Origin of the sequence: Cryobacterium sp. PAMC25264, assembly GCF_019443325.1 — a bacterium.
GTDB lineage: Bacteria > Actinomycetota > Actinomycetes > Actinomycetales > Microbacteriaceae > Cryobacterium.
Genome location: NZ_CP080383.1, coordinates 3,647,004 through 3,670,691 on the forward strand (window position 1 = coordinate 3,647,004; position 23,688 = coordinate 3,670,691).

A 23,688-nucleotide genomic window follows, 5' to 3' on the forward strand; every position below is an offset into this window, starting at 1 on the left:
AACGCCGCGAACCGTGAGCTGAGCCCCGAAAATTCCGGGTTTTCGGGGCTTTACTCACAGTTCGCGGGGCATTACCGGGCGCCGAGGCGCACCCAGCGGCTGCCGCGGGCGCGCAGGGAGAGGGTCACCGCGCGGGCGCCGAGGAAACCGAAGACGAAGGCGGTCATCAGCCAGGCCAACCCGGCCGCCCCGCTGGGCGCCCAGAGCAGCACGGCCCCCGCCATCGGCAGGAAGGCGGCGAGATTGACCAGGCCGCTGAGGGCGAGATAGCGCGCATCGCCCGCGCCGATCAGCACGCCGTCGAGCACGAAGACCAGGCCGCCCAGTGGCACAGACAGGCCCAGCACGATCAGGGTCGGCGGCAGCAGCTCGGTGACCTCGGTGGCACCGGTGAAGACGCCGCCGAGCACGCCGCTCACGGCGATCACGATAAGGCCGAGAAGCACCCCGCCGCCGATGCCCCACTCCAGGCACCGGCGCAGCACCCGGCGAACCTGCTCGACGTCTCCGGCGCCAAGGCCGCGGCCCACCAGTGCCTGGGCGGCGATGGCGAGAGCGTCGAGGGCGAATGCCAGCGTCGCGAAGAGGGTCATCGCGATCTGGAACGCCGCGAGCTCCGGCGAGCCCAGGCTCGTGGCCACGAACACGGCCAGCAGCATGGCCGCGCGCAGGCTTGCGGTGCGCAGGAACAGCCAGCCTCCGCTCGACGCCCCGCGGAGCAGACCCGCGCGGTGCGGCCGGAGCGGCGCGCGCTCCCGGCTGGCATGCCGCCCGACCACGACGAGGTAGACGGCCACCATGCCCCACTGGGCGATCACGGTGCCCAGCGCCGAGCCGACCAGGCCCAGGCCCAGACCGTAGATGAACCAGAGATTGAGCAGGATGTTGACCAGGAAGCCCAGGCCCGCGACCCAGAGCGGCGTGCGGGTGTCCTGTAGCCCGCGCAGCAGACCGGTGGCGGCGAAGACCAGCAGCATGGCCGGCACCCCGAGCATCGACAGCCTCAGGTAGTCCGCGGCAGCGGCGGTGACCGCGGGTTCGGCGCCGAACAGGGCGACGAGTCCGGGGGCCGCGAACCAGCCCGCCGCGGCCAGCGCGAGCCCCAGGCCCAACGCCAGCCAGAGCCCGTCGATGCCCACGGCCACCGCGCGGCGCCGGTCGCCCGCGCCCAGCCAGCGGGCCACGGCGGGGGTGGTGCTGTACGCGAGGAACACCATCAGCCCGATGATCGTCTGCAGCACCGCGCTGGCCAGCCCGAGCCCGGCCAGCGGCACGGCGCCCAGGTGCCCGACCATGGCCGAGTCGGCCAGCAGGAACATCGGTTCGGCCACGAGGGCGCCGAGGGCAGGCACGGCCAGCCGGAGGATGTCCCGGTCGATGGGCCGGGGACGCAGAAGGAGGGCTCGGGGGCGTAGAGGTTCGATGCGTCCACTCTAGTTTCGCCCGCGCGCACCCCACCCCATCCCGCGAACCGTGAGAAAAGCCCCAAAAACTCGGGGTTTTTGGGGCTTAACTCACGGTTCGCGGAGGGGGAGAGGGGGCTAGGGAGGATGACGAGCTTGCCGCGGGCTCCGTCGCTGAAGGCCTCGAAGGCGTCGGCCACATCGGCCAGCGCGTAGCTGCCCTGCACGGTCACAGAGGTGCGGCCGGCGGCCAGGCTGTCGGCCAGGCGGCCGAGCACAACGGGGGTGGGGTCGGCGTAGATCGGCACCACGACGGCGTCGACGACGCTCAGTTGCTCGGGCGAGGCGATCAGGGTGGAGACGAACCGGCCGCCGGAGCGGAGCGCCGGCAGCACGGTGGCCGCGTCGCCCGCGAAGTGCAGCACCACGTCCACGCCGTCGGTGTGCAGGGTGCGCACCGCCTGGGAGATGTTCTGGGTGTGGTCCACGATCTCGGTTGCGCCGAGCATGCGCACCTGGGCGATGCCCAAAGCGGTGCGGGCGGTGGCGATCACGGTGGCGCCGGCTGCGACGGCCAACTGCACGGCCTGGTTGCCCACTCCACCGGTGGCGCCCACGATCAGCACGGTGCTTCCCTCGGTCAGCTCGGCGGCATCCACCGCGGCCTGGGCGGCGGTGCCGGCCAGGCCGAGCGCGGCGCCCCGGGCGAAGTCGACCTCGACCGGCAGCTTGGCCAGCCCGGTCGCGGTGGGCACGGTCACGAACTCGCCGAACGAGCCGTCGCCGACGTGTGTCTTGGTGACCACGCCGAAGACCCGGTCGCCCACCTCGTAGTCGGTGACGCCCTCGCCGAGCGCGTCCACGACGCCGGCGAAGTCCTTGCCGAGCACCACGGGGAAGCGGTGCTCGAGCAGGCCGTCGAGGGACCCAGCGGCCACGGCCAGGTCGAAACCGTTGACGGATGCGGCGTGCACCCGCACGCGGACCTCGCCGGCGAGCGGCTGGGGGGTGTCGATTTCGATCAGTTCGAGAGCGGAGCCGAACTCGGGCAGTGTGATGACGCGCATGGGAATCTCCTGGGTCGGTTCGATGGCGACCCGTCTGGAGCGCCGTCCTGGCTCATGGTCCCACGCCCGCCGAACCCGCCACTATGGCCGATGGTCCCACTCCGGGGGAAATACCCAGCACGAGGTTTAGGCTGGTGCGATGACTGATCAGGCGACTGCATCCGGAATCGACACCGACGAACTCGACCCGGGCGTGCGCCCGCAGGACGACCTCTTCCGCCACGTGAACGGCAAGTGGATCGCCCGCACCGAGATCCCCGCGGACAAGGCCCGCTGGGGCTCCTTCTACCTCCTGGCCGAAGAGGCGGAGAAGGCCGTGCAGGAGATCATCCTCGAGGCCCAGACCGCCGAGCCGGGAACAGAAGAGCGCAAGTTCGGCGACCTCTACGCCAGCTTCATGGACGAGGAACACATCGAGAAGCTCGGGTCGACGCCCCTCGCGGCCGACCTCGCCACCGTCGACGGCATCAGCAGCGTGCCGGTGTTCCTGGCCACTCTGGGCCGCCTCGAACGTGCGGGCGTCGCCGGCACCTTCCAGCTCTACGTCGACAACGACCCGGGCAACCCCGAGCGTTACCTGGTCTTCGTCGAGCAGGCGGGCCTCGGCCTGCCCGACGAGTCCTACTACCGTGACGAGAAGTTCGCGAGCGTGCGCGAGGCCTACCTGGCCTTCGTCGAACGGATGCTCACCCTCGCCGGCGTCGACGACGCCCCGGCCCGCGCAGCGCGCATCTTCGCCCTTGAAACCGAGCTGGCCAGTCACCACTGGGACAACGTGCGCACCCGCGACAGCGAGAAGACCTACAACCTCAAGACCTGGGACCAGCTCTCCGCGCTCGCCGCGGGGGCCGACCTCGACCTCTGGCTCGAGGGTCTGGACGCACCGACCGCGGCCTTCGCCGAGGTCGTCGTGCGCGAGCCCAGCTTCGTCGTGGGCCTGGCCGAGATGCTCACCGAGGACCGCCTGGACGCCTGGCGTGACTGGCTGCGCTGGCAGGTCATCCGCTCCAGCGCCTCCTACCTCTCGAGCGATTTCGTCGAGGCCAACTTCGACTTCTACGGCCGCACCCTCACCGGAACCCCGCAGATGCGGGCCCGTTGGAAGCGCGGCGTCTCCCTGGTGGAGGGTTCCCTCGGCGAAGCCGTGGGACGGATCTACGTCGAGCGGCACTTCTCGCCCGACGCCAAGACCAGCATGGACGTGCTGGTCGGCTACCTCGTCGAGGCCTACCGGGCCAGCATCACCGGCCTGGACTGGATGACCGCCCAGACCCGCCAGCGGGCGCTGGAAAAGCTCGACAAGTTCACCCCCAAGATCGGCTACCCGGTCAAGTGGCGCGACTACTCCACCCTGGCGATCGACCCGGGCGACCTGATCAAGAACGCGCGCGCCGCGGGCGAGTTCGAGTTCCACCGCGAACTCGGCAAGATCGGCAACCCGCTCGACCGGGACGAGTGGTTCATGACCCCGCAGACCATCAACGCGTACTACAACCCGGGCTTCAACGAGATCGTCTTCCCCGCCGCGATCCTGCAGGTGCCGTTCTTCGACGTGAACCGGGATGCCGCCGCCAACTACGGCGCCATCGGCGCCGTGATCGGGCACGAGATCGGCCACGGCTTCGACGACCAGGGCTCCAAGTACGACGGCGACGGCCGGCTCACCGACTGGTGGACCGAGACCGACCGCACCGCGTTCGAGCAGCGCACCGCCTCGCTCATCGAGCAGTACGACGCCCTCGCGCCCGCGCAGGTCCCCGACCACCACGTGAACGGCGCCCTCACCATCGGCGAGAACATCGGCGACCTCGGCGGCCTCTCCATCGCCTGGAAGGCCTACCTGCTCTCCCTCGAGGGTGCCGAACCTCCCGTGATCGACGGCCTCACCGGAGCCCAGCGCTTCTTCCTCTCCTGGGCTCAGGCCTGGCAGATGAAGCTGCGCGACGAAGAAGCCATCCGCCTGCTCGCGATCGACCCGCACTCGCCCAACGAATTCCGCTGCAACCAGATCGTGCGCAACATCGACGAGTACTACACGGCGTTCGGCGTGACCGAGGCGGATGCCGCGTGGCTGGCCCCGAAGAAGCGCGTCACGATCTGGTAGCACCAAGGACCCGGCCCGCAGCCGGTGGACTAGTGTGTTCGCGGGGGCTCAACAGCACCGACAGGCGGAGGACAGAGCAGCAGTGGTCGTGCCAGCACAGGAATCCGAACGCCGTTCGCGGCACGCCGTCGAACGCGTGGGCAGGCACCGGGAATCATCGGTACCGTCCAGTTTCGAGCGCGGTTTCCATTCGCTCGGTGAGCTCGCGATGGGCGGTGCCCAGGTCTCGGCCCGGGCCACCGATCTGGCCACCGGCCGGGTGCTGTTCTCCGTCGACGACCACGTCGTCATGCCCACCGCCGGTGTCGGCACTGTGCTCCTGCTCATCGAGGTCGCCTCGCGTCTGCGCGACGCCGACTTCGGTGCGTACACGATTCTCGACCGCACGGTCCGCGACTCGGTGGACGGCTCCGGGCTGTGGCAGCACCTGCAGGCCCCCTCGCTTCCGGTCGCCGACCTCGCCGCGCTCGTCGGCGCCACCAACGACAACCTGGCCATCAATGTGCTGCTGCGCGCCGTAGGCCTGGAGAGCGTGCGCCGCCGCACCGAGGAGCTCGGCCTGTCTGGCACCGGCCTGCTCGACCTGGTGCGGGATAGCCGCGGACCCGACGACGCCCCCAACCTCTCGGTCGGCAGTGCCCGCGAGCTCACCTGGCTGTTCACGGCGCTGGCCCGCGGCGAGATCCTGGACGAGGAGGGCAGCGAGAAGATTCTCGGCTGGCTGTCGCTGAACTCCGACCTCTCCATGGTCGCCAGCGCGTTCGGCTTCTCGCCGCACGCGCACAGGGAACCCTCGCACGGCGTGCTGCTGGTGAACAAGACCGGCACCGACAACGGGGTACGCAGCGAGGTGGGGGTGCTGCGCGGCCCCCGCGCCGGCGTGGCCTACGCCGTGTCGATCTTCTTCGACGACCACTCGCTCTCCTCGCGCCTCTCGGTGCTCGACGGCATGCGCTCGTTCGGCATCGACCTGCTCGAATACGTGCACTGACCCCTCCGCGAGCTGTGACTTAAGCCCCGGAATCCGGGGATTTCTGGGGCTTAACTCACGGTTCGCGGGGGTTGGGTGACCAGCCGCACGCAGTCTGCCACCGTGTGGTTCCGCTGCAGCCAGGCCCGCCAGTCCGCGCGGCCCGCCGGATGCACCCGCTCGGCTTCCGCGCTCACGTCGCCGAGCACACCCGCGGCCGCCGCTCGCCGAGTAGTGTCGTCGCATGAGCGACCAGAGCACAGCGCTGAGTGTGGAGCAGAACGGCATCAACTCGATCGACCAGAGCGAGCACCGCGGACGGCCCCGGGACCTGTTCTGGCCCTGGTTCGCGGCCAATGTGTCGGTTCTCGGCGTGAGCTACGGATCCTTTCTGCTGGGGTTCGGGATCTCGTTCTGGCAGGCCACGATCGTGGGCCTGGTCGGCATCGTCGTCTCGTTCCTGTTCTGCGGGTTCATCGCCCTGGCGGGCAAGCGCGGGCATGCGCCCACCATGACTCTGACCAGGGCCGCATTCGGCGTCACCGGCAGCCGGGTTCCCTCCGCACTGTCCTGGTTGCTCACCGTGGGGTGGGAGACGGTCCTTGCATCCCTGGCCGTACTGGCCACCGCCACGGTCTTGCGCGAACTCGGCTGGGAGGGCGGGGATACGACCAAGATCGTGGCGCTGCTGGTGGTGGCTGCCCTCATCGTGACCGGCGGCATCATCGGCTTCGACTTCATCATGCGGCTGCAGATGTGGATCACCGTCGTCACCGGGGTGCTCACCGTGGTGTACATCGTGCTCACCGTCGGCCAGATCGACGGCGCCGCCCTGGCGGCGATCCCGGCCGGGTCCACGCCGCAGGTGATCGGGGCGCTGGTGCTCATGATGACCGGATTCGGGCTGGGCTGGGTCAACGCGGCCGCCGACTACTCCCGATACCTGCCGCGATCGGCGTCCAGCGCCGGCGTGGTCGGCTGGACCACCTTCGGCGCCTCGCTGGCCCCGGTCATCCTGTTGCTGTTCGGCCTCCTCCTGGCCGGATCCTCTCCCGAACTGAGCGCGGCCATCGCGATCGACCCGATCGGCGCGCTCACCACGATTCTGCCGGTGTGGTTCCTGATCCCCTTCGCCCTCACCGCTGTGCTCGGCCTCGTCGGCGGGGCCGTGCTCGACATCTACTCCTCGGGGTTGGCGCTGCTCAGCGCGGGCATCCGGGTGCCCCGCCCGGTGGCGGCCGGCATCGACGGCGTGCTCATGGTGCTCGGCTCGATCTACGTGGTCTTCTTCGCGGCCGACTTTCTCGGCCCGTTCCAGGGCTTCCTGATCACCCTGGGAGTACCCGTCGCCGCCTGGTGCGGCATCTTCATGGCCGACGTGCTGATGCGCCGCACCGGGTATTCGGCCGCCGACCTGTTCAACCCGGCCGGCCGCTACGGAAACGTGCGGGCGCTGGCGATCGTGCTCATCGCCCTCGGCTCGGTCGTGGGCTGGGGGATGGTCACCAACGGGTTCGCCGGCTGGCTGGCCTGGCAGGGCTATCTGCTCGAACCCCTCGGCCTCGGCGGCCGGGACGGCGACTGGGCGTTCGCCAACCTCGGTGTGCTCGCGGCGCTCGTGATCGGTTTCGTCGGCACCCTGCTGTTCGGCCGTGCGGCCGTGCGCCGACAGGAAGCGGAGCCGCTGGCCGGTGGTGACCACTTGACCGACGTGGCGTCGCCAGCCCCGTCCCGCCGAGCGTGACCGTGCGAGGGCACGGGATCCCGCACTGCTGAGTACACGTCGGCCATGAGGTGGGCGTTCCCCGGTCGCGCAGGCCGGCGGACTCCGGCGTTCGCCGAGCCGTGACGTCAGGCCGGGACACCGAAACCATGACGTTTCCCGCTGCCGTTCCGTCTTATTCGTAGTGAACCCTGCCCGACGCAGATGAGGGACACACCGATGTCATTCAAGGAGCCCAGCATGACTCACAACCAAGACCCCACGACCAAGTATTTCTCCGGCGGATTCCCCAATCAGGAGCAGGAGCAGCCCGGCCTCACCGCGGTGACCGAGCCGCGACCCGATCACGGCGAAGAGACCTACCGGGGCAGCGGCAAGCTCACCGGCAAGCGGGCGCTGATCACCGGGGGCGACTCCGGTATCGGCCGGGCCGTGGCCATCGCGTACGCCAGGGAGGGCGCCGACGTCGCCATCTCCTACCTGCCCGCCGAGCAGGCGGATGCCGAGGAGACCGCCGCCCTGATCCGCGACGCCGGGCGCACAGTACTCCTGCTCCCCGGCGACATCCGCGAGGAGGGGCACTGCATCTCGATCGTCAATCAGACCGTGACCGAGCTCGGCGGCCTCGACATCCTCGTGCTGAACGCCGCCTACCAGCAGAACCGCGACGGTCTGGAGAATCTCTCGACCCAGGAGTTCGACAGGGTGTTCAAGACCAATCTCTATGCCACCCTGTGGATTGCACGCACGGCCATTCCGCACCTGGCGCCGGGCTCGTCGATCATCTCGACGTCGTCCATCCAGGCGTCCAGCCCGTCGCCCGAGCTCATCGACTACGCGATGACCAAGGCCGCCCTGGTGGCCTTCACCCAGGCGCTCGCCCAACAGCTGGGTTCCACGGGTGTGCGGGTGAACGCCGTGGCGCCGGGCCCGATCTGGACGCCGCTGATCCCGGCGACGTCCTGGCCGGACAAGCTGCCCACCTTCGGCCAGGAGACCCCGCTGGGCCGCGCCGGCCAGCCGGCCGAACTGGCCGCCGCGTATGTGTTCCTGGCCTCGCCGGACGCCTCCTACATCTCGGGCGCCGTCGTGCCCGTGACGGGCGGCCGCGGCTTCTGACCAGGGCGGCCAGACGTCGGCGGCTGGGGAAGTTCTCTTCCCGGTCGCCCGGGGGAGAATCCTGGGCCGACGTCGAGTTCGTCCTTCAGATACCGGCGCTTTTGGCCGAGCCGGGCCAGCGGGCGTGAGGCATGACCCGGGAACGACCGAGTCAGGGAATTAAGGAGTCAGATCATCGGAAAGCTCATCTACGACGGTATCGAGGTCGAATTTGACGACCGCGCGCTCGTCCACCTCCAGGTTGTCATCGGGTCAAAGCTGCGCCGCGGAGAGAGTTTCTTCCTGTCCTGGAACGACGCGCCCTCCGTCGGGGCGGGGCGGTCGAGCGTGTGGCTGCACCCCGGCATCCCCCTGTACTTCAAGTACTTCGGCGGCAAGACCCCCCGGCTCAACCGGGCCTGGGTCGAGGCGCTGACCACCTCGGCCAACAGCGGGCATGGCCTGCTGCTCAGCGCCGAGCCGCCGACGGCCTGAGCCGGCACCACCGGGGCGGATGCCTGCCGGTCACAACTCAGGGCACCGACCTTCTCTACTCAACGGTTCCTCGTCCAGGAGCGAGGCAGCTCCCGTGAGGTCGTCGGGGACGAGGGAACCACGCCGCTGGGTTTCTCGATGACGGGGTCCGGCATCAGCTCGATCGTCACCCGCCGCCATCTCCATCTGAGCGGTGGCCTGGATCAGAGCGCGACAGGGCTTTGCAGCCGGTCCGCGGATAACCATCGACTGGAACAGGTACTGCATCCTGGTGCGCATCTCGCCGAACCGGCCACCCAGACCTTCTTGCAGAGCGTTGGCCGCGGCGGGATCCGGCTCGTCCTAGACGATGTCGTGGATGAGGCGCTGAACGTGGACGTACATGGCGGTCCGTTCGTCGGGTGAGGTGGGGCCAGGAGCACGTCGGCGCGTCACTTCTTGGCGCGCCTGGCGCCCTCTTCGCGCAGCCGTCGGCCGTCGGCCACATCTGCGCGTTCTTTGTCGGCGGCCTTGTCGCTCTTGCGGGTATCCCGTGGCGGCAACTGGATGTCTTCTTCGGCGGCGATACCGGCCTGGAGCTGTCGGCCTCGCTCAAGTTCGGCGTCGAACTCGGCGCCGAAGAGCAGGGCGAGGTTCGCGATCCAGAGCCACAGCAGGAACACCACGACTCCGGCCAGGGAGCCGTAGGTGCGGTCGTAGTTGGAGAAGTTCGTCACGTAGAGCCCGAACAGGAACGAGGCGACGACCAGGGTCACTAACGCGATCAACGCGCCCATGCTGATCCAACGGAACTTGGGTTGCTTGGCGTTCGGGGTGGCGTAATAGAGGATGGCGATGATCAACACCGCGGTGAGGGCCACTACCGGCCATTTGACGATGGACCAGACGATCTGCACGGTCTCACCGAGGCCGAGGGCGCTGCCGACCGCATCCGTGACCGGTCCGGAGACGATGAGAATCACGACCATCACCAGGATCAGCAGAATGCTCACAATCGTCACACCCAGCTGCACCGGGCGCAGCTTCCAGAACGGTCGACCCTCCTCGATCTCGTAAATACGGTTCATTGCGCGGCTGAACGCGCCGACGTAGCCGGAGGCCGACCAGATGGCCAGCACGATGCCGAAGACCAGGGCGAACCCGGCGGCCGGTGAGGAACTGAACTGCTCGAGCGGATCGCGCAGCACATCGGCCGTGCCGCCGGGAGCCACCTGGTTGATGAGCGAGAGCACGGTGTCGGTGGAACGCTCGCCCTGACCGACCACGCCCAGGAGCGAGATGATCGCGATCAACGCCGGGAAGATCGCCAGCACGGCGTAGTAGGTCAGGGCCGCGGCGAGGTCGGTGCACTGATCAGCAGTGAACTCCCGGACAGTCTTACGCAGGGCGTATTTCCAGGACGGCTTGGCGACCTCTCCCGGCGAGTCCGGCTTACGCGGATCGTCGGGAGACGGCGCCTGGTCCTGCTTGTCACTCGTGTCGTTGCGGGCCACCGGGAATTCTCCTCATCTCAGACGGTGCGGGACGGGCTGTGGGCTACTTCGCGCTGCCCTGTCCGGCGTGCTTGGCTTCGTTCTTCACGTCATCGGCGGACGAGGTGGTCTCGGCCTTTACGGTGCCGGCGGCATCCGTGGCGGTCCCCTTCACGGAGTCTGCCGCGTCGGCCAGCGGCTGCTTGAGGTTCTCGCCGACCTCCTTGGCCGCGTCGGTCACCTCGTGGACGAGAGGCTCTGCGGCCTCCTTGACGTTGCGCCCGATCCTCTTCTCCGCCGTGCTCGCTGGGATGAGCGAGGAGGCCAGCCAGCCGACCCCGAAGGCGATCAGGCCGACGGCCAGGGGGTTGCCCTTGGCCTGTTCGGCGACGTTTCGGACCGCACCGGATGCGTCGTCGGCGGTCCCGCTGAGCGAGGACCCGGCGTCGGAAGCCGATCCCATCACCCTGTCCCTCATCGATCCGAGGGCGCCTGTGACCTTGTCGGTCTGGCGCTGCATGATCTTGCCGGGGGTGACCTTGTCGGCCAGGGCGTCGACGTCGGCACCCAGTTCGCGACGGGTGTTTTCGATCTGGGCCCGCAGGACCTCAGGGTCCTCGGATGCGGGGGTGGAGGTGTTGTAGGAGCTCATCGGTTTTCCTCGTTTCTTTTCAGTGCGTCTGGGAGATGCTTCAGTGAGTCGACGGTTTCGGGTGCGCCCCGCACGGCCGTGAATTCCCGGCGACCCAGGACGAAGAGCACAGCGGCCACGATGGCCCACACGAGGGCCACGATCACGGCCGCCCAGGCGATGTCGATGACGTGCCCGAGACCCCACCAGGCCGCTAGGGACAGGAAGAGCACCGTGAGGTGTCCGGCGTAGCCGGCCCCGCCGAAGAGGCCGGCACCCTTGCCGGCCTTGGTGGCTGACTGGCGGATCTCGGCCTTGGCCAGCGCGACCTCCTGACGCATCAGGTCGGATACGTCGCGGGTGACCTCGCCGAGGAGGTCGCCCAGGGAGGTGTCGGCGGCCTTGCGCTCAGAGGGGGTGGGGAAGTCGCTCATCGCGGTTCCCCGCCGAATTCAGGGGCGGCGGTGACGGGCGGGCCGCCGATCGGGGGAACCGGCGCCGCGGGGATGCCCGTGGCGGCGGCGGGCCCAGTCAGTGGGGGAACGGTTCTGCCGCCGACGCCCGTGCCGGTCAGCCGGTCGGCGTCGACCTGGGTATCGGACTTCACATCCCGGCGGACAGCGCCCGACGTGCCCTCGTCGGAGGAATCCTTCGACTCTGCGATCACCGAGCGCGTGAGGCGGCCGGCCACGACCCCGGCGACGGCCGCGATCGCGATGAAGGTTCCCGGCCGACGGCGGGCGAAGCCCTTCAGTTCGTCCACGAGCGAGCCCGGGTCGCGCTGGTCGAGCCAGCTGGCGATTCCCGAGGCACGCGTGGCGGCCTGGTGCACGAGGTCGGAGGCAACGCCCTGCTCCTGCGAGGAGTCGGCCATGGAGCCGAGTTCGTCGCCGAGGGAGCGGAGGCCTGAGGCCACCCTCTTCTGCTGGGATGCGGCCTGGTCGCGCAGTTCGCTCTGCGTCTGCCGGTAGAGGTCCTTGGCCTGCCGCTTCGTCTCGGAGCCCACACGGTGAAGCTCCTCCTTGGCGACGCCCGCGACGTGCTGGCCGGCCTCGGCCGCGCTGTCCTTCACGTCGGATGCGCGCTGCCGGGTGCCGTGGTCGTCGGGCGTGCCGCCCGTTCCGGTGCCGAAGTCAGCGCTCGGGGTCGTGGTTCCTGGGGTGGTGTTCGACATGATTCTCCTTGAGAAATCGATGATCATGAGGCTCGGGCGTCGGGCGCCCTTCTCTGGATTGGACCATCGTCATGCGTCCTTCGGACAGGCTCAAGGGAAAGCGTCGAATTGCGGGAATCGAGTTTTGGGCGTGACGAAATCGCGGTTGGACCGTCCCCGCGCCAGTACTGGTCAAGATGGGACTCGGTACTGCGACTTCCCACAGGGACCCCTGAGGGGGTGGCGCGGGCCGGGCTTGCGAGGCTATAGTGCGCCGTCAGGCGGGCTCGGAGTCGTCGTCGAGTTCGTCGGCCGGGCCGGTGGGCGGATCTTCCGGATCCGGGCGGTGCTCCAGCAGATCGTCACGGGGCTTCTCCGATTGAGTGGGCATGTGATCGACCACCTCTATCTCCTGAACGGTCTGTCGTGTGACCGTCCTGCTGCTCGGTTGCCGGTTCACCCAGCGGTGTCGTAGGCGAACTTGAGCCAAGCGGCGACCTCTGAATCAACCTGGCCGGCCGAGGTGAGGGGAATGCTGGCCGGGAAGTCGGCCCCGAGGTGTGTGGCCGGCTGCAGCCGGGTATCCGGCGCGTCGTCAGGTACCTCGATGCGCAGGCCCAGGTCCACCCGCTCCTGGGTGGTCGGCTGCACTACGGCGAAAGTGCGGTTGGGACCGGTCAGGGCCACGTGGGTGCTGCGGGTCAGGATGCCCACATTGTCGAGGTCGCCCGCGTAGAGCAGCACAGCGTCCAGGATCGGCCGGAGGATCGGCCGGTCGGCGTACTGGGCGTCGAGCAGCTCGTCCGCGGCCCGCACGGTGGAGTTCGGGTAGCCGAACGTCTCGTGTACCAGCAGCGCGCGTGAGTAGCCGCTCACCCCTTCCTGGGTGAGCCACTCGCGCAGGTCCGCTTCGGTCGCCGGCGCGGCATCCTGGATGCGCGCGAGCCAGTGCTCGAGGCCCAGCCCGGTGTCGGTCTGCAGCTGCCCGATCTCCCAGAGCCGGATATGGTTCCAGGGCATCGGCACGTGGTCGGTCATGCAGGCAGGGTACGCCCGCCCGTCTCAACCCGCGTCCCCTCCCGCGAACTGTGAGCTAAGCCCCCAAAATGCCCGAATTCTGGGGCTTAACTCACGGTTCGCGAGGCGGGCGGGTCAGTCGATGAGGCCTCCGGCGTGCAGGCGGCGCAGCACCTCGATGCCGGCGGGCGGGCAGCGGCCCTCGTCGGCGCTGGAGGCCCAGTGCACGGCGCTCACCTCGGCGCTCGCCGCGGGGTCGTCGGCGGTCTCGGCGCCGAACACGGCCATCCGCACGAGCCGGCCGTCCGGTTCGCCGTGCGCCTGGATCAGCACGGTGAACAGCGGCACGAGGGCGGCCGGGTCCAGTCGCACGGCAACCTCTTCCCACGCCTCGCGGGCCGCGGCATCCGCCTCGGTCTCACCGGGGTCGATCTTGCCGCCGGGCATGAACCAGACCTCACGACCGCGGGCGGTGACCATGAGCACCCGGCGGTCGCGGATGAGCGCGATTGCGGCCACGAGAATGTCCGGATGCGCCGGGCCGCCGTTCACCGGGCCACCGTGCGGCGTGCCGGTAGGGCCGCTCATGCGCGGGCGACGACCGCGGCCGCGTGCACCTGCTCGGGCGTGGGCCGCACGCCGGTGTAGCGCTCGAACTGCTCGGCGGCCTGCAGAGCGATCACCTCGGCGCCGGTGATCACGGTCTTGCCCATGCTGCGGGCCGCCAGGATCAGCGGGGTCTCGGCAGGCAGCGCCACGACGTCGAAGACGGTGTCGGCGGCCGCGATGGCCACATCAGAGAACGCCGACTCGGCCGCCTGGACGCCGCCGGCCATGCCGATCGGGGTGACGTTCACAAGCAGCGACGCCGTGCTGTCACCGGGCTCGGCCTGCCAGCCGTAGCCGAGCTCGTCGGCCAGGGCCCGGCCGCGGGTCTCGTTGCGGGCCACGATGATTCCGTGGGCGAAGCCGGTGTCGCGCAGCGCAGAACCGACGGCCTTGGCCATGCCGCCTGAGCCACGCAGCAGGAACGGCGTGGACGGGTCGAGCGCGTTGCTTCGCAGCAGGTCGGCCGCGGCGATGTAGTCGGTGTTGTAGGCGCGCAGGTAGCCGTCGTCGTTGACGACGGTGTTCACCGACTGGATCGCTGTGGCCGAGGCGTCGAGTTCGTCGACGAGGGCGATGACATCTTCCTTGAACGGCATCGACACCGAGCAACCGCGGATGCCCAGGGCGCGCACCCCGGCGATGGCGCCGGTCAGGTCGGTGGTGGTGAAGGCCTTGTAGACGAAGTCCAGCCCGAACTGCTCGTAGAGGTAGTTGTGGAACCGGGTGCCGAAGTTGCTCGGCCGCGCGGCCAGCGAGATGCAGAGCCGGGTGTCCTTGTTCAGGGCGGGCTTGGTCACGGGGGGAGTTGAATCAGTCATCGCCTCAATGCTACGGCCCGCCCGGATTCACATCCGGGCGGGCCGTGGGTCTCAGAGTGGGCAGTAGGTCAGCAGCAGCGGCCCTGCGGGTTGGTGTCCTGCCGGTCGGTGCGGTCGCGCCAGAACTCCCGCTCGGTGAGCATCGGTGCAGCGTCGCCGGGGCCGTGCACCGACTCGTGGTGCGCCCGGTATTTGTCGTAGGCATCCTCACCCGACACCGCCCGGATGTACCAGGCGAGCCGGGCCAGAACGGTGCGAACCGTTCCGGCCAGGCCCGGCGCCGCGGCGCTCTGAGTGCCGGACATCAGTGCTCGCGCGCCTTGCGCTTGGTGCTGGGGAGGGCATCCCACAGCGCCTGGGTGGCTTTCTCGGCCGGCGTGGCCATGATGCCGGACGGCGCGAAGATGCGAGACGGCACGGCGAGGTCTTCGTTCGTCGCGCTCGAGTGCGTCTTCCATGCGTTCCAGGTGGCTTGCAACGCCGTGAAGATCACGATCACGGCCAGCGTCACGAAGATGATCGACAGGATGCCCTGCACCATGGTGTTGCGCACCACGGCCTCCATCGCCTCGACCGAGGTAGCCGTGCCGAAGCTCGTTTCGCCGGCCGCCAGCGCCTTGGAGAACGCGGCGTTCTGGGCGAAGTAGCCCACCGACGGCACGCTCGAGAAGATCTTCAGGATCGACGCCGTGATGGTGACCACGGCCGCGAAGGCCAGCGGCACCGCGACGATCCAGAGGTACGTGAACATGCCGCGCTTGGCCACGATGGCCATGCACACGGCCAGGGCGATCGCGGCGAGCAGCTGGTTGGCGATGCCGAAAAGCGGGAACAGCGTGTTGATGCCGCCGAGCGGGTCGGTGACGCCCATCACGAGCACAGCACCCCAGGCCGCCACCATGATGCCGGTGGTGAGCCAGGCGCCGGTGCGCCAGGAGGTGTCCTTGAACTTCGGGAAGAAGTTGCCCAGGCTGTCCTGCAGCATGAACCGGGCAACGCGGGTGCCGGCATCCACTGCGGTGAGGATGAACAGTGCCTCGAACATGATGGCGAAGTGGTACCAGAACGCCATCATGCCGCTGCCGCCGGCCACCTGCTGCATGATGTGCGCCAGGCCCACCGACAGGGTGGGGGCGCCGCCGGTGCGGGAGACGATGGAGGCCTCGCCGACGTCCTTGGCTGTCTGGGTGAGCATGTCCGGGGTGAGGTTCACGCCGGTCAGGCCCAGGCTGTTGACGAAGGTCACGGCACCCTCGACCGTGCCGCCGGTGAGGGCGGGCGAGGAGTTCATGGCGAAGTAGATGCCGCGGTCGATCGACAGGGCGGCCACGAGGGCCATGATCGCCACGAACGATTCCATCAGCATGCCGCCGTAGCCGATGAACCGGGTCTGGCGTTCCTTCTCGATGAGCTTGGGTGTGGTGCCCGAGGCGATCAACGCATGGAAGCCGGAGAGGGCGCCGCAGGCGATGGTGACGAAGAGGAACGGGAAGAGCTGGCCGCTGACCACGGGGCCGGTGCCGCTGGTGGCGAACTCGCTGACCGCGGGCACCGTGATCTCGGGCCGCACGATGACGATCGCCAGGGCGAGCATGCCGATCGTGCCGATCTTCATGAAGGTGGAGAGGTAGTCGCGCGGGGCCAGCAGCAGCCAGACCGGCAGGATCGCCGCGACGAAACCGTAGACGATGATGCCGATGGCCAGGGGCAGCTTGTCGATGTGGAACATCGCCGCACCCCACTCGGTGCCGGCGATGGCGCCGCCGCCGACGATCGCGGCGATAAGCAGCACGAAGCCGATGATCGAGATCTCGGTGACCTTGCCCGGCCGGAAGAAGCGCAGGTAGCAGCCCATGAACAGGGCGATCGGGATGGTCATGCCGACCGAGAAGACGCCCCAGGCGCTTTCGGCGAGGGCGTTCACCACGACGAGGGCGAGGATGGCGACGATGATGACCATGATCGTGAGGGTGGCGATGAGGGCGGCCGTGCCGCCGACCCGGCCGAGCTCGTCGCGGGCCATCTGGCCCAGCGACCGGCCGCCGCGGCGCATCGAGAAGAACAGCACCAGGTAGTCCTGCACGGCGCCGGCGAACACGACGCCCACGATGATCCAGATCGTGCCGGGCAGGTAGCCCATCTGCGCGGCGAGCACCGGGCCCACCAGGGGGCCGGCGCCGGCGATGGCGGCGAAGTGGTGGCCGAAGAGCACCCGGCGGTCGGTGGCGGCGTAGTCCTTGCCGTCGGCCTTGTACTCCGCTGGCGTGGCCCGGCGGTCATCCGGCCGGAGCAGGTGCTTCTGGATGTAATTGGAGTAGAACCGGTAGCCGATCAGGTACGTGCAGAGCGCGGCGAAGACGAACCAGATGGCGTTCACCGTCTCGCCGCGCACCACGGCCAGCATCACCCAGCTCAGCCCGCCGAGCAGCGCGATGGCCACCCAGATGCCGATCTTCAGCGGGGTCCAGTGGGCCTCCTCGGCCTCGTGGATGGTCGGATCCAAGGCCACCGGCGGCAGCGCCGGGTCCTGGGTGAGGTCTGGTTCGTCGGTTGCGCCTTGCGGAATGCTGGACGTCGCGCCCATTGGTTCTCCCCTTTGAGATACGTGCTGAAACTCACAGCAAATTGCCGGGTTACCCGGCAACCGTAACAGCCGGCTGCCACGCTGATGGGGGCTTTGGTCCCGCGCGTGTCGCCGGAGCGGCTCGTCGACCGCTCGTTTTTCAGGGATGCGCCGCGCTGGTGAACACGTCGTTGAGGGTCACCGTGGTGAGCCCACGGTCGTGCACGAGGGCCTGCAGTTGCGGGAAGACGTTGGTGACCGGTTCGAAGTTGAGGTGGCCGATCACGATGTGTTCGGGCAGGAACCAGGTGGTCGCGAAGTCGATCACCTGCTGTTCGGTTTCCAACCCGGAATCCGAGAGCGAGCCGTACCAGGTGGTCGGCACCGAGTAGCCCAGGTCGGCGGCCAGCGCATCCACCCTTCCGTCGTGCGCGCCGTACGGCGGGCGGAAATAGGGCCGGGCATCCGTGCCGAAGGTATCCGTGATGAAGTCGTGGTTGCGGCCGAGTTCGAGGCTGACGTCGGCATCCGACAGCGTGGTGAGGTCGGGGTGCGACCAGGTGTGGTTGCCCAGCTGGATCTGCCCGGTGGCCACCAGGGGCCGCAGCAGCGCCGCGTTGTCGGTCCACGCGTCGTAGGAGCCGGTGACGAAGAAGGTGAGGCGGATGCCCGTGTCGGCGGCGAATCGCACGTACCGGGCGACCACCTCGCTGCTGGAGCCGTCGTCCACGGTCCAGGCGAGCAGGGCGCGCTCGCCGGGCAGATCGGACAGCGTGCCCGATGGCACGGGGACCCGGGCCAGGTTCGGCGCCGGCAGCAGAGCGGGCACGGGCGCGGGCACCACGGCGGGCACCGGCCGGGGGAGCGGGCTCGGCGGCGTGACGACGGCGGCCCGGGTGGCCACTGGAGGGGCCTCGGGGGCCAGGGCGGAGCATCCGGCCAGAGCCAGCGACAGGCCAAGGGAGACCAGCACGGCACGGCGGCTCAGGGCGAGGTCGGGGAGGCCCTGACCTGGCGCGCCTCGATCAGCATCCTGCGGCACGCGGTCCTCCCCCCGGAGCCGGTCGATGGCGACGACGGAAGAGCGGGAAAATGCGCTGCGTCGGGCGAACGTCTCCGAATGTACGGGTGCGGCGTGCGGCTGGCAATGCCCGTGATCGGGGGTGGTGCCCGCCTGGCTAAAATGGATCCATCCGCATTCCGGGCCCTCGCCCGCATTTTGACCATCCTTTTGGACCATTGGAGCCACCGTGGCCGCACTTTCCCGTCTTGATTCCGTTATCGCCCTCGCCCGCCACCGCGGGTTCGTCTTCCAGGCCGGTGAGATCTACGGCGGTAGCCGGTCGGCCTGGGACTACGGGCCCCTCGGTGTGGAGCTGAAGGAAAACATCAAGAAGCAGTGGTGGCGCTTCATGGTCACCAGCCGCGACGACGTTGTGGGCCTGGACTCCTCCGTCATCCTGCCGCGCAAGGTCTGGGAGGCCTCCGGCCACGTCGAGGTCTTCTCCGACCCGCTGGTGGAGTGCACCAGCTGCCACAAGCGCTTCCGGGAGGACCACCTCGTCGAGGAGTTCGAGGAGAAGAAGGGCCGCGCCCCCGAGGGCGGCATCGACGGCATCGCCTGCCCCAACTGCGGCAACCGGCACACCTGGACCGAGCCGCGAGCGTTCTCCGGCCTGCTCAAAACCTTCCTCGGCCCGGTCGACGAAGAAGCCGGCATGGTGTACCTCCGCCCCGAGACCGCGCAGGGCATCTTCGTGAACTTCGCGAACGTGCTGCAGGCCGCCCGCATGAAGCCCCCGTTCGGCATCGGCCAGATCGGCAAGAGCTTCCGCAACGAGATCACCCCCGGAAACTTCATCTTCCGCACCCGTGAGTTCGAGCAGATGGAGATGGAGTTCTTTGTCGAGCCCGGCACCGACGAGGAATGGCACCAGTACTGGATCGACCAGCGGATGGGGTGGTACACGGGCCTGGGCATCGACCCGGAGAACCTGCGCCTCTACGAGCACGCCCAGGAGAAGCTTTCGCACTACTCCAAGCGCACCGTCGACATCGAGTACCGCTTCGGCTTCTCCGGCAGCGAATTCGGCGAGCTCGAGGGCGTGGCCAACCGCACCGACTTCGACCTCAAGACGCACTCCGAGGCCAGCGGCAAGGACCTCTCCTACTTCGACCAGACCAAGAACGAGCGCTGGATCCCCTACGTGATCGAGCCCGCGGCCGGCCTCACCCGCTCGCTGATGGCATTCCTGGTGGATGCCTACCACGAGGAGGAAGTGCCCAACGCGAAGGGCGGCGTCGACAAGCGCACCGTGCTCAAGCTCGACCCGCGCCTGGCCCCGATCAAGGCCGCCGTGCTGCCGCTCTCGCGCAACGAGGCCCTCTCGCCGATGGCCCGCTCGCTGGCCGCACGCCTGCGTGAATCGTGGAACGTGGACTTCGACGACGCCGGCGCCATCGGCCGTCGGTACCGCCGCCAGGACGAGATCGGCACCCCGTACTGCATCACGGTGGACTTCGACTCGCTCGAGGACCAGGCCGTGACCGTGCGCGACCGCGACACCATGGCGCAGGAGCGCGTGCCCCTGGCCGAGCTGGACGCCTACCTGGCCGTGCGCCTGCGCGGAGCGTAGCCGCCCCGCCGCATCCGCCTGCCGGACGCCCGCGCAACGGCGCTTGACCCGCACTTCACACAGCGCGGGTCGGGCGCCGTTTCGCGTGTGGCGTGCCAGCGGCGCAGCGGCGTGGTGCCCGCGCACCTCGTGGCCGAGCTCGTGGCCGAGCACCGTGGCCGAGCACCGGGCCGAGCACCGGGGCGGGGAGTGCGGCTAGGGCAGGGTGAGGTCGATCAGGGTGACGCCGGCCGCGGGCTCGGGCGCCGACATTGCGGCGAGGGCCGCCGGGGCGTCGGCCAACGGGATGCGACGGCTGATCAGGTCCTGCGGGCGCAGCCGGCCGCTGGTCACCAGCGCCAGCAGCTCGGGGTAGTCGCCGGCGGCCATGCCATGGCTGCCGAGCACCGCGAGCTCCCGGCCGATCACCAGACCCAGCGGCACGCGCGGGTCCTCGGCGAGCAGCCCGATCTGCACGTGGCGGCCGCGGGTGGCCAGTGAGCGGATGGCGATGCCCACCGTATTCTCCCGCCCGAGCGCCTCCACCGACACGTGGGCGCCTCCGTCGGAGAGCAAGCGCACCCGGTCCACCACCGCGGCATCGGGCATCCCGCTGGAGTTGACCGTGTACGCGGCACCGGCGCGGGCCGCAGCGGCCAGGGCGTCCACGCTGATGTCCACCGCGATCACCCGGGCTCCCAGGGCCGCGCCGATCATCACCGCGGACAGGCCCACCCCGCCGCAGCCGATCACCACGAGGGTCTCGCCGGCGAGCAGCTTGGCCTGGTGGACGAGCCCGCGGTAGGAGGTGGCGAACCGGCAGCCGAGTAGTGCCGCGGCGCCGGCGTCGAGGTCGTCCGGCACTGCGATGAGGTTGACGTCGGCGTTGTGCAACGCCACCTTCTCGGCGTAGGAACCCCAGTGGGTGAAACCGGGCTGGGTCTGGTTGCGGCAGACCTGCGCGTTGCCGGTGGCGCATTCCGGGCAGTCGCCGCATGCACAGACGAAGGGCACGGTGACACGCTGCCCCACGGCGAAGCGGGTGACGAGAGGCCCGGAGGCTTCGATCACGCCGACAAGCTCATGCCCTGGGACGTGCGGCAGGGCGATGCCGTCGTCGTGGCCGAGCCAGCCGTGCCAGTCGCTGCGGCAGAGCCCGGTGGCCTCCACCCGCACCACGACGCCGGCGGCGCTGGGCTCAGGGTTGGGCACCTCGCGCAGTTCGGGCAGGGCGCCGAACCGGTCGAACCAGACCGCGAGCACGCTAGGAGGCGGCGCTGGAGATGTCGGTGACGCCGGCAACGCCGGGGGCCGTCGGCAGGCCGGCGACACCAGCTTCAGGCATTGTCACATCGATGCCGAAGAGGGCATCGAGCCCGCCCAAGAACGCCTCCTGCTCGCCAGCCCGGGCGAGTTCGCGCGAGCGCACCATGGGGGTGTGCAGCAGCACTCCGGCCAGGTGCCGCAACGCCGACTCGGTCTGCTCGCTGCTGTCGCCGCGGGCGTGGGCGCGTTCGATCTCGGCGTCGAGGATATCGAAGACGTAGGAGCGCAGGGCCACGACAGCGGGGGCCAGGCTCTGCTCCTCGGCCACAGCCGAGAACTTGCGGGCGGCCCGGTCGACCAGGCGGCGGGCCTCGCTGGTGGCGTTGAGTTCTTCGAGCGGCGCGTGGATGCGGATGGTCTCCAGGTCGAGAAGCTCGACGCCGGCGACCTCGCTCACATCCGGGTCCACGTTGCGCGGCAGGCCGAGGTCGATGACCAGCTGGCGCGTGGCCTCCACATCGGCGCCCACCGGGCAGGAGCGCACGGGAGCGATCGCCGGGGCCTCGGCGTCCTCGCCCTTCCGGGCTGCCACGAGCGCGCGGCCTGCGAGCAGGATGCCTGCATCGATGACGTGGTGCTCCACCGTGGTACAGGTAAGGATCAAGTCGACCAGCGCGGTCTCGGCGGCCAGCGCGTCGGCATCCGTGGCCAAGGCCTGGATGTCGTGCGAGGCGGCGAAGCGCTCGGCGCGGCCGGAGGGGGAGTAGACGCGCACATCGGTGACGCCGAGGTCGCGGAGCGCGGCCAGCGAGGCGCCGGCGTACCGGCCGGTGCCTACCAGCAGCACGCGGGTCTGCGCCCAGTCGGTGACCCGGCTCTCGGCCAGTTCGAGCGACAGGCGCACGAGCGAGCGCCCGGCGGCGCCGATGCCGGTGCGGTTCTTCACGCCGCGGGAGGTCTGTGAGGCCCGCTGGAAGAGGCGCTCGAGTTCGGGGCTGGTGGTGCCGGCCGCGCGGGCCTCTTCAAGGGCGCGGCGCACTTGGCCGGCGATCTCGCCCTCGCCGACGACCACGGACTCGAGTCCGCTGGTGACCGCGAAGAGATGCTCGGCCACACCGTTGCCGTGCACGAGGTCGAGGGTGTCGCGCAGCAGTGCGGCGCTCACGCCGGTGCTCGCGCTCACGGCGTCGATCGCGGCATACACGGCGGGAAGGGGGGAGACGCCGAAGGGCTCGTCCAGGTCGAGGTAGGCCTCGAAGCGGTTGCAGGTGGCCACCACCACGGCGCCGCTGAGCGCGTCATGCCCGGTGAGCATTCCGCCCGCTGCCTCGTCCGCGCCGACAGAGAGCTTTTCGAGCACGTCGAAGCTGGAGTTCTTGTGGTTCGCGGACAGACAAATCAACACCGGACAATTCTACGTTGTGTAGTGCGGCACTTCGAATCGTTCCCGGAGCGGATGTAGGGGAGAATCGAAGGTGATGAATCTCGACGCGACGCACCCACTCTCTTCCGGCCTCACTTCCGACTCCCGGCTCGTGCGGGCGTACCAGGGCACCCGTCCGGACGTCACTCCGGTCTGGTTCATGCGCCAGGCCGGCCGTTCGCTGCCCGAATACCGGGAATTGCGGGTGGGCACCCGCATGCTCGACGCCTGCCTCGACCCGGAGATGGCCAGCGAGATCACCCTGCAGCCGGTGCGCCGGCACGGCGTGGACGCCGGCATCCTGTTCAGTGACATCGTCGTACCGCTCAAGCTCGTGGGCGTCGAGGTCGAGATCGTCGCCGGCAAGGGCCCGGTGCTCGCCCAGGCTGTGCGCACCGCGGCGGATGTCGAACGCCTCACCGCGCTCGACCCGGCCGTGCTCGACACGGCTCTCGCCCCCATCAGCCAGGCCGTCGCCCGCACGGTGGCCGAGCTGGGCTCCACCCCGCTGATCGGCTTCGCCGGGGCGCCGTTCACCCTGGCCGCCTACATCGTCGAGGGCGGCCCGTCCAAGGACCACATCCACGCGCGCACCCTCATGCACTCCGACCCCGACGCGTGGGCCGCCCTGATGGCCTGGACCGCGGATGTCACCGGCCGGTTCCTGCGCGCCCAGGTGCTCGCCGGAGCCAGTGCCGCCCAACTCTTCGACTCCTGGGCCGGCGCGCTCTCGCTCGACGACTACACGAGCTTCGTCGCCCCCGCTTCCACCGCCGCGATCGCCCACGTCCGCGACCTCACCTTCGTGGAGAACCTCGGCGACCTGGCCGCTGACCCCGAGTCGGTGCGCCGCAACGTGCCCGTCGTGCACTTCGGTGTCGGCACCGGCGAACTGCTCAAGGCCATGCACGGCATCGGCGCCGACGTCGTGGGCGTGGACTACCGGGTGCCGCTCGACGAGGCCAGCCGTCGCCTCGGCGGGGTCGTGCCCGTGCAGGGCAATATCGACCCTGCCCTGCTCAACGCCCCGTGGCCGGTGCTCGAGGCGCACGTACTCGACGTGCTCGAGCGCGGCCGCACGGCGCCCAGCCACGTGCTCAACCTCGGCCACGGTGTGCCACCCGAGACCGACCCGGATGTGCTCACCCGGCTCGTCAAGTTCGTGCACGAGACCGGCTCCACCCCCACACTCGCGCTCTAGCGCACAGCTCTCACACGCACAGTGCCGGCGGCGCGGACGCCGCGGGCGGAAAGCAAGGAC

General features: G+C 69.4%; 21 protein-coding genes and 1 pseudogene. 7 read left to right on the plus strand and 15 right to left on the minus strand.

Translation table 11 applies throughout. The features are described from left to right. Window positions 1-71: 71 nt before the first annotated feature. Together KY500_RS17090 and KY500_RS17095 are read right to left on the minus strand one after the other, a co-directional pair. The gene (locus tag KY500_RS17090) at window positions 72-1,319 is read right to left on the minus strand and encodes an MATE family efflux transporter (RefSeq protein WP_219903501.1); all 1,248 of its coding nucleotides are present in this window, start codon (window positions 1,317-1,319) and stop codon (window positions 72-74) included. After that, window positions 1,217-2,470: an NADP-dependent oxidoreductase gene (locus tag KY500_RS17095; protein ID WP_255579503.1), complete on the minus strand. Its 1,254-nt coding sequence runs from the start codon at window positions 2,468-2,470 to the stop codon at window positions 1,217-1,219. Before KY500_RS17095 ends, KY500_RS17090 begins: the two co-directional genes overlap by 103 nt. Window positions 2,471-2,609: 139 nt before the next feature. Here KY500_RS17095 and KY500_RS17100 point away from each other — a divergent pair, with 139 nt between their 5' ends. From KY500_RS17100 to KY500_RS19845, 5 genes are all read left to right on the plus strand, one after another. Further along, on the plus strand, window positions 2,610-4,574 hold the full coding sequence (locus KY500_RS17100; protein WP_219901556.1) for a M13 family metallopeptidase: 1,965 nt from the start codon (window positions 2,610-2,612) through the stop codon (window positions 4,572-4,574). Between the two features lie 82 nt (window positions 4,575-4,656). After that, window positions 4,657-5,565, plus strand: a complete 909-nt coding sequence (locus tag KY500_RS17105; RefSeq protein WP_219901557.1) for a serine hydrolase — start codon at window positions 4,657-4,659, stop codon at window positions 5,563-5,565. A 223-nt stretch (window positions 5,566-5,788) separates the two neighbouring features. Next, a complete protein-coding gene (locus KY500_RS17110; protein ID WP_219901558.1) occupies window positions 5,789-7,288 on the plus strand; it encodes a cytosine permease in 1,500 nt (499 codons plus the stop codon). Window positions 7,289-7,507: 219 nt separating this feature from the next. Next, window positions 7,508-8,386: an SDR family oxidoreductase gene (locus KY500_RS17115; RefSeq protein WP_219901559.1), complete on the plus strand. Its 879-nt coding sequence runs from the start codon at window positions 7,508-7,510 to the stop codon at window positions 8,384-8,386. Window positions 8,387-8,713: 327 nt separating this feature from the next. Then, complete coding sequence (locus KY500_RS19845; protein ID WP_370626836.1) at window positions 8,714-8,860, plus strand: hypothetical protein; 147 nt, start codon at window positions 8,714-8,716, stop codon at window positions 8,858-8,860. A 174-nt stretch (window positions 8,861-9,034) separates the two neighbouring features. Here the strand turns inward: KY500_RS19845 and KY500_RS17125 are convergent. The 11 genes and pseudogenes from KY500_RS17125 to KY500_RS17175 form a co-directional block, all read right to left on the minus strand. Further along, window positions 9,035-9,244, minus strand: a pseudogene (locus tag KY500_RS17125) (manganese catalase family protein); the annotation flags it as partial. A 47-nt stretch (window positions 9,245-9,291) separates the two neighbouring features. Then, on the minus strand, window positions 9,292-10,353 hold the full coding sequence (locus tag KY500_RS17130) for a YihY/virulence factor BrkB family protein (protein ID WP_219901560.1): 1,062 nt from the start codon (window positions 10,351-10,353) through the stop codon (window positions 9,292-9,294). 43 nt (window positions 10,354-10,396) lie between these two features. Next, window positions 10,397-10,984 (minus strand): DUF3618 domain-containing protein, encoded by a 588-nt coding sequence (locus KY500_RS17135; protein ID WP_219901561.1) that lies wholly within the window; start codon window positions 10,982-10,984, stop codon window positions 10,397-10,399. Then, window positions 10,981-11,397, minus strand: coding sequence for a phage holin family protein (locus tag KY500_RS17140; RefSeq protein WP_219901562.1), 417 nt, complete (start codon window positions 11,395-11,397; stop codon window positions 10,981-10,983). Before KY500_RS17140 ends, KY500_RS17135 begins: the two co-directional genes overlap by 4 nt. Beyond that, window positions 11,394-12,137, minus strand: coding sequence for a hypothetical protein (locus KY500_RS17145; RefSeq protein ID WP_219901563.1), 744 nt, complete (start codon window positions 12,135-12,137; stop codon window positions 11,394-11,396). Before KY500_RS17145 ends, KY500_RS17140 begins: the two co-directional genes overlap by 4 nt. Before the next feature lie 435 nt (window positions 12,138-12,572). Next, on the minus strand, window positions 12,573-13,154 hold the full coding sequence (locus tag KY500_RS17150; protein WP_219901564.1) for a hypothetical protein: 582 nt from the start codon (window positions 13,152-13,154) through the stop codon (window positions 12,573-12,575). Window positions 13,155-13,268: 114 nt separating this feature from the next. After that, the gene (locus KY500_RS17155) at window positions 13,269-13,721 is read right to left on the minus strand and encodes an NUDIX domain-containing protein (protein ID WP_219901565.1); all 453 of its coding nucleotides are present in this window, start codon (window positions 13,719-13,721) and stop codon (window positions 13,269-13,271) included. Beyond that, window positions 13,718-14,560, minus strand: coding sequence for a shikimate 5-dehydrogenase (locus KY500_RS17160; RefSeq protein WP_219901566.1), 843 nt, complete (start codon window positions 14,558-14,560; stop codon window positions 13,718-13,720). Before KY500_RS17160 ends, KY500_RS17155 begins: the two co-directional genes overlap by 4 nt. Window positions 14,561-14,628: 68 nt before the next feature. Continuing rightward, window positions 14,629-14,865: a YbdD/YjiX family protein gene (locus KY500_RS17165; RefSeq protein ID WP_219901567.1), complete on the minus strand. Its 237-nt coding sequence runs from the start codon at window positions 14,863-14,865 to the stop codon at window positions 14,629-14,631. Then, window positions 14,865-17,144, minus strand: a complete 2,280-nt coding sequence (locus KY500_RS17170) for a carbon starvation CstA family protein (RefSeq protein WP_219901568.1) — start codon at window positions 17,142-17,144, stop codon at window positions 14,865-14,867. Before KY500_RS17170 ends, KY500_RS17165 begins: the two co-directional genes overlap by 1 nt. A 139-nt stretch (window positions 17,145-17,283) precedes the next feature. Continuing rightward, on the minus strand, window positions 17,284-18,165 hold the full coding sequence (locus KY500_RS17175; RefSeq protein ID WP_219901569.1) for a polysaccharide deacetylase family protein: 882 nt from the start codon (window positions 18,163-18,165) through the stop codon (window positions 17,284-17,286). 208 nt (window positions 18,166-18,373) lie between these two features. Between KY500_RS17175 and KY500_RS17180 the strand changes: the two genes are divergently transcribed. After that, window positions 18,374-19,759, plus strand: a complete 1,386-nt coding sequence (locus tag KY500_RS17180) for a glycine--tRNA ligase (protein WP_219901570.1) — start codon at window positions 18,374-18,376, stop codon at window positions 19,757-19,759. A gap of 195 nt (window positions 19,760-19,954) precedes the next feature. Here KY500_RS17180 and KY500_RS17185 read toward each other — a convergent pair whose 3' ends face one another. Together KY500_RS17185 and KY500_RS17190 are read right to left on the minus strand one after the other, a co-directional pair. Next, window positions 19,955-21,001 (minus strand): alcohol dehydrogenase catalytic domain-containing protein, encoded by a 1,047-nt coding sequence (locus tag KY500_RS17185; RefSeq protein WP_219901571.1) that lies wholly within the window; start codon window positions 20,999-21,001, stop codon window positions 19,955-19,957. Window position 21,002: 1 nt separating this feature from the next. Next, on the minus strand, window positions 21,003-22,409 hold the full coding sequence (locus KY500_RS17190) for a glutamyl-tRNA reductase (RefSeq protein WP_219901572.1): 1,407 nt from the start codon (window positions 22,407-22,409) through the stop codon (window positions 21,003-21,005). A 73-nt stretch (window positions 22,410-22,482) separates the two neighbouring features. On the opposite strand from KY500_RS17190, the gene hemE reads away from it, so the two are divergent. Further along, window positions 22,483-23,628 carry a uroporphyrinogen decarboxylase gene (gene hemE, locus KY500_RS17195; protein WP_219903503.1) on the plus strand — a complete coding sequence of 382 codons (1,146 nt, stop codon included), beginning with the start codon at window positions 22,483-22,485 and terminating at the stop codon, window positions 23,626-23,628. Window positions 23,629-23,688: the final 60 nt, after the last annotated feature.

Excerpts from the sequence above, each read along its gene's own strand:
- KY500_RS17110 (WP_219901558.1), top strand. The coding sequence starts at position 5,789 with ATGAGCGACCAGAGCACAGCGCTGAGTGTGGAGCAGAACGGCATCAAC.
- KY500_RS17145 (WP_219901563.1), bottom strand. The coding sequence starts at position 12,137 with ATGTCGAACACCACCCCAGGAACCACGACCCCGAGCGCTGACTTCGGC.
- KY500_RS17140 (WP_219901562.1), bottom strand. The coding sequence starts at position 11,397 with ATGAGCGACTTCCCCACCCCCTCTGAGCGCAAGGCCGCCGACACCTCC.
- KY500_RS17165 (WP_219901567.1), bottom strand. The coding sequence starts at position 14,865 with ATGTCCGGCACTCAGAGCGCCGCGGCGCCGGGCCTGGCCGGAACGGTT.
- KY500_RS17090 (WP_219903501.1), bottom strand. The coding sequence starts at position 1,319 with ATGTTCCTGCTGGCCGACTCGGCCATGGTCGGGCACCTGGGCGCCGTG.
- KY500_RS17115 (WP_219901559.1), top strand. The coding sequence starts at position 7,508 with ATGACTCACAACCAAGACCCCACGACCAAGTATTTCTCCGGCGGATTC.
- KY500_RS17135 (WP_219901561.1), bottom strand. The coding sequence starts at position 10,984 with ATGAGCTCCTACAACACCTCCACCCCCGCATCCGAGGACCCTGAGGTC.
- KY500_RS17100 (WP_219901556.1), top strand. The coding sequence starts at position 2,610 with ATGACTGATCAGGCGACTGCATCCGGAATCGACACCGACGAACTCGAC.
- KY500_RS17170 (WP_219901568.1), bottom strand. The coding sequence starts at position 17,144 with ATGGGCGCGACGTCCAGCATTCCGCAAGGCGCAACCGACGAACCAGAC.
- KY500_RS17155 (WP_219901565.1), bottom strand. The coding sequence starts at position 13,721 with ATGAGCGGCCCTACCGGCACGCCGCACGGTGGCCCGGTGAACGGCGGC.
- KY500_RS17095 (WP_255579503.1), bottom strand. The coding sequence starts at position 2,470 with ATGCGCGTCATCACACTGCCCGAGTTCGGCTCCGCTCTCGAACTGATC.
- hemE (WP_219903503.1), top strand. The coding sequence starts at position 22,483 with ATGAATCTCGACGCGACGCACCCACTCTCTTCCGGCCTCACTTCCGAC.
- KY500_RS17150 (WP_219901564.1), bottom strand. The coding sequence starts at position 13,154 with ATGACCGACCACGTGCCGATGCCCTGGAACCATATCCGGCTCTGGGAG.
- KY500_RS17160 (WP_219901566.1), bottom strand. The coding sequence starts at position 14,560 with ATGACTGATTCAACTCCCCCCGTGACCAAGCCCGCCCTGAACAAGGAC.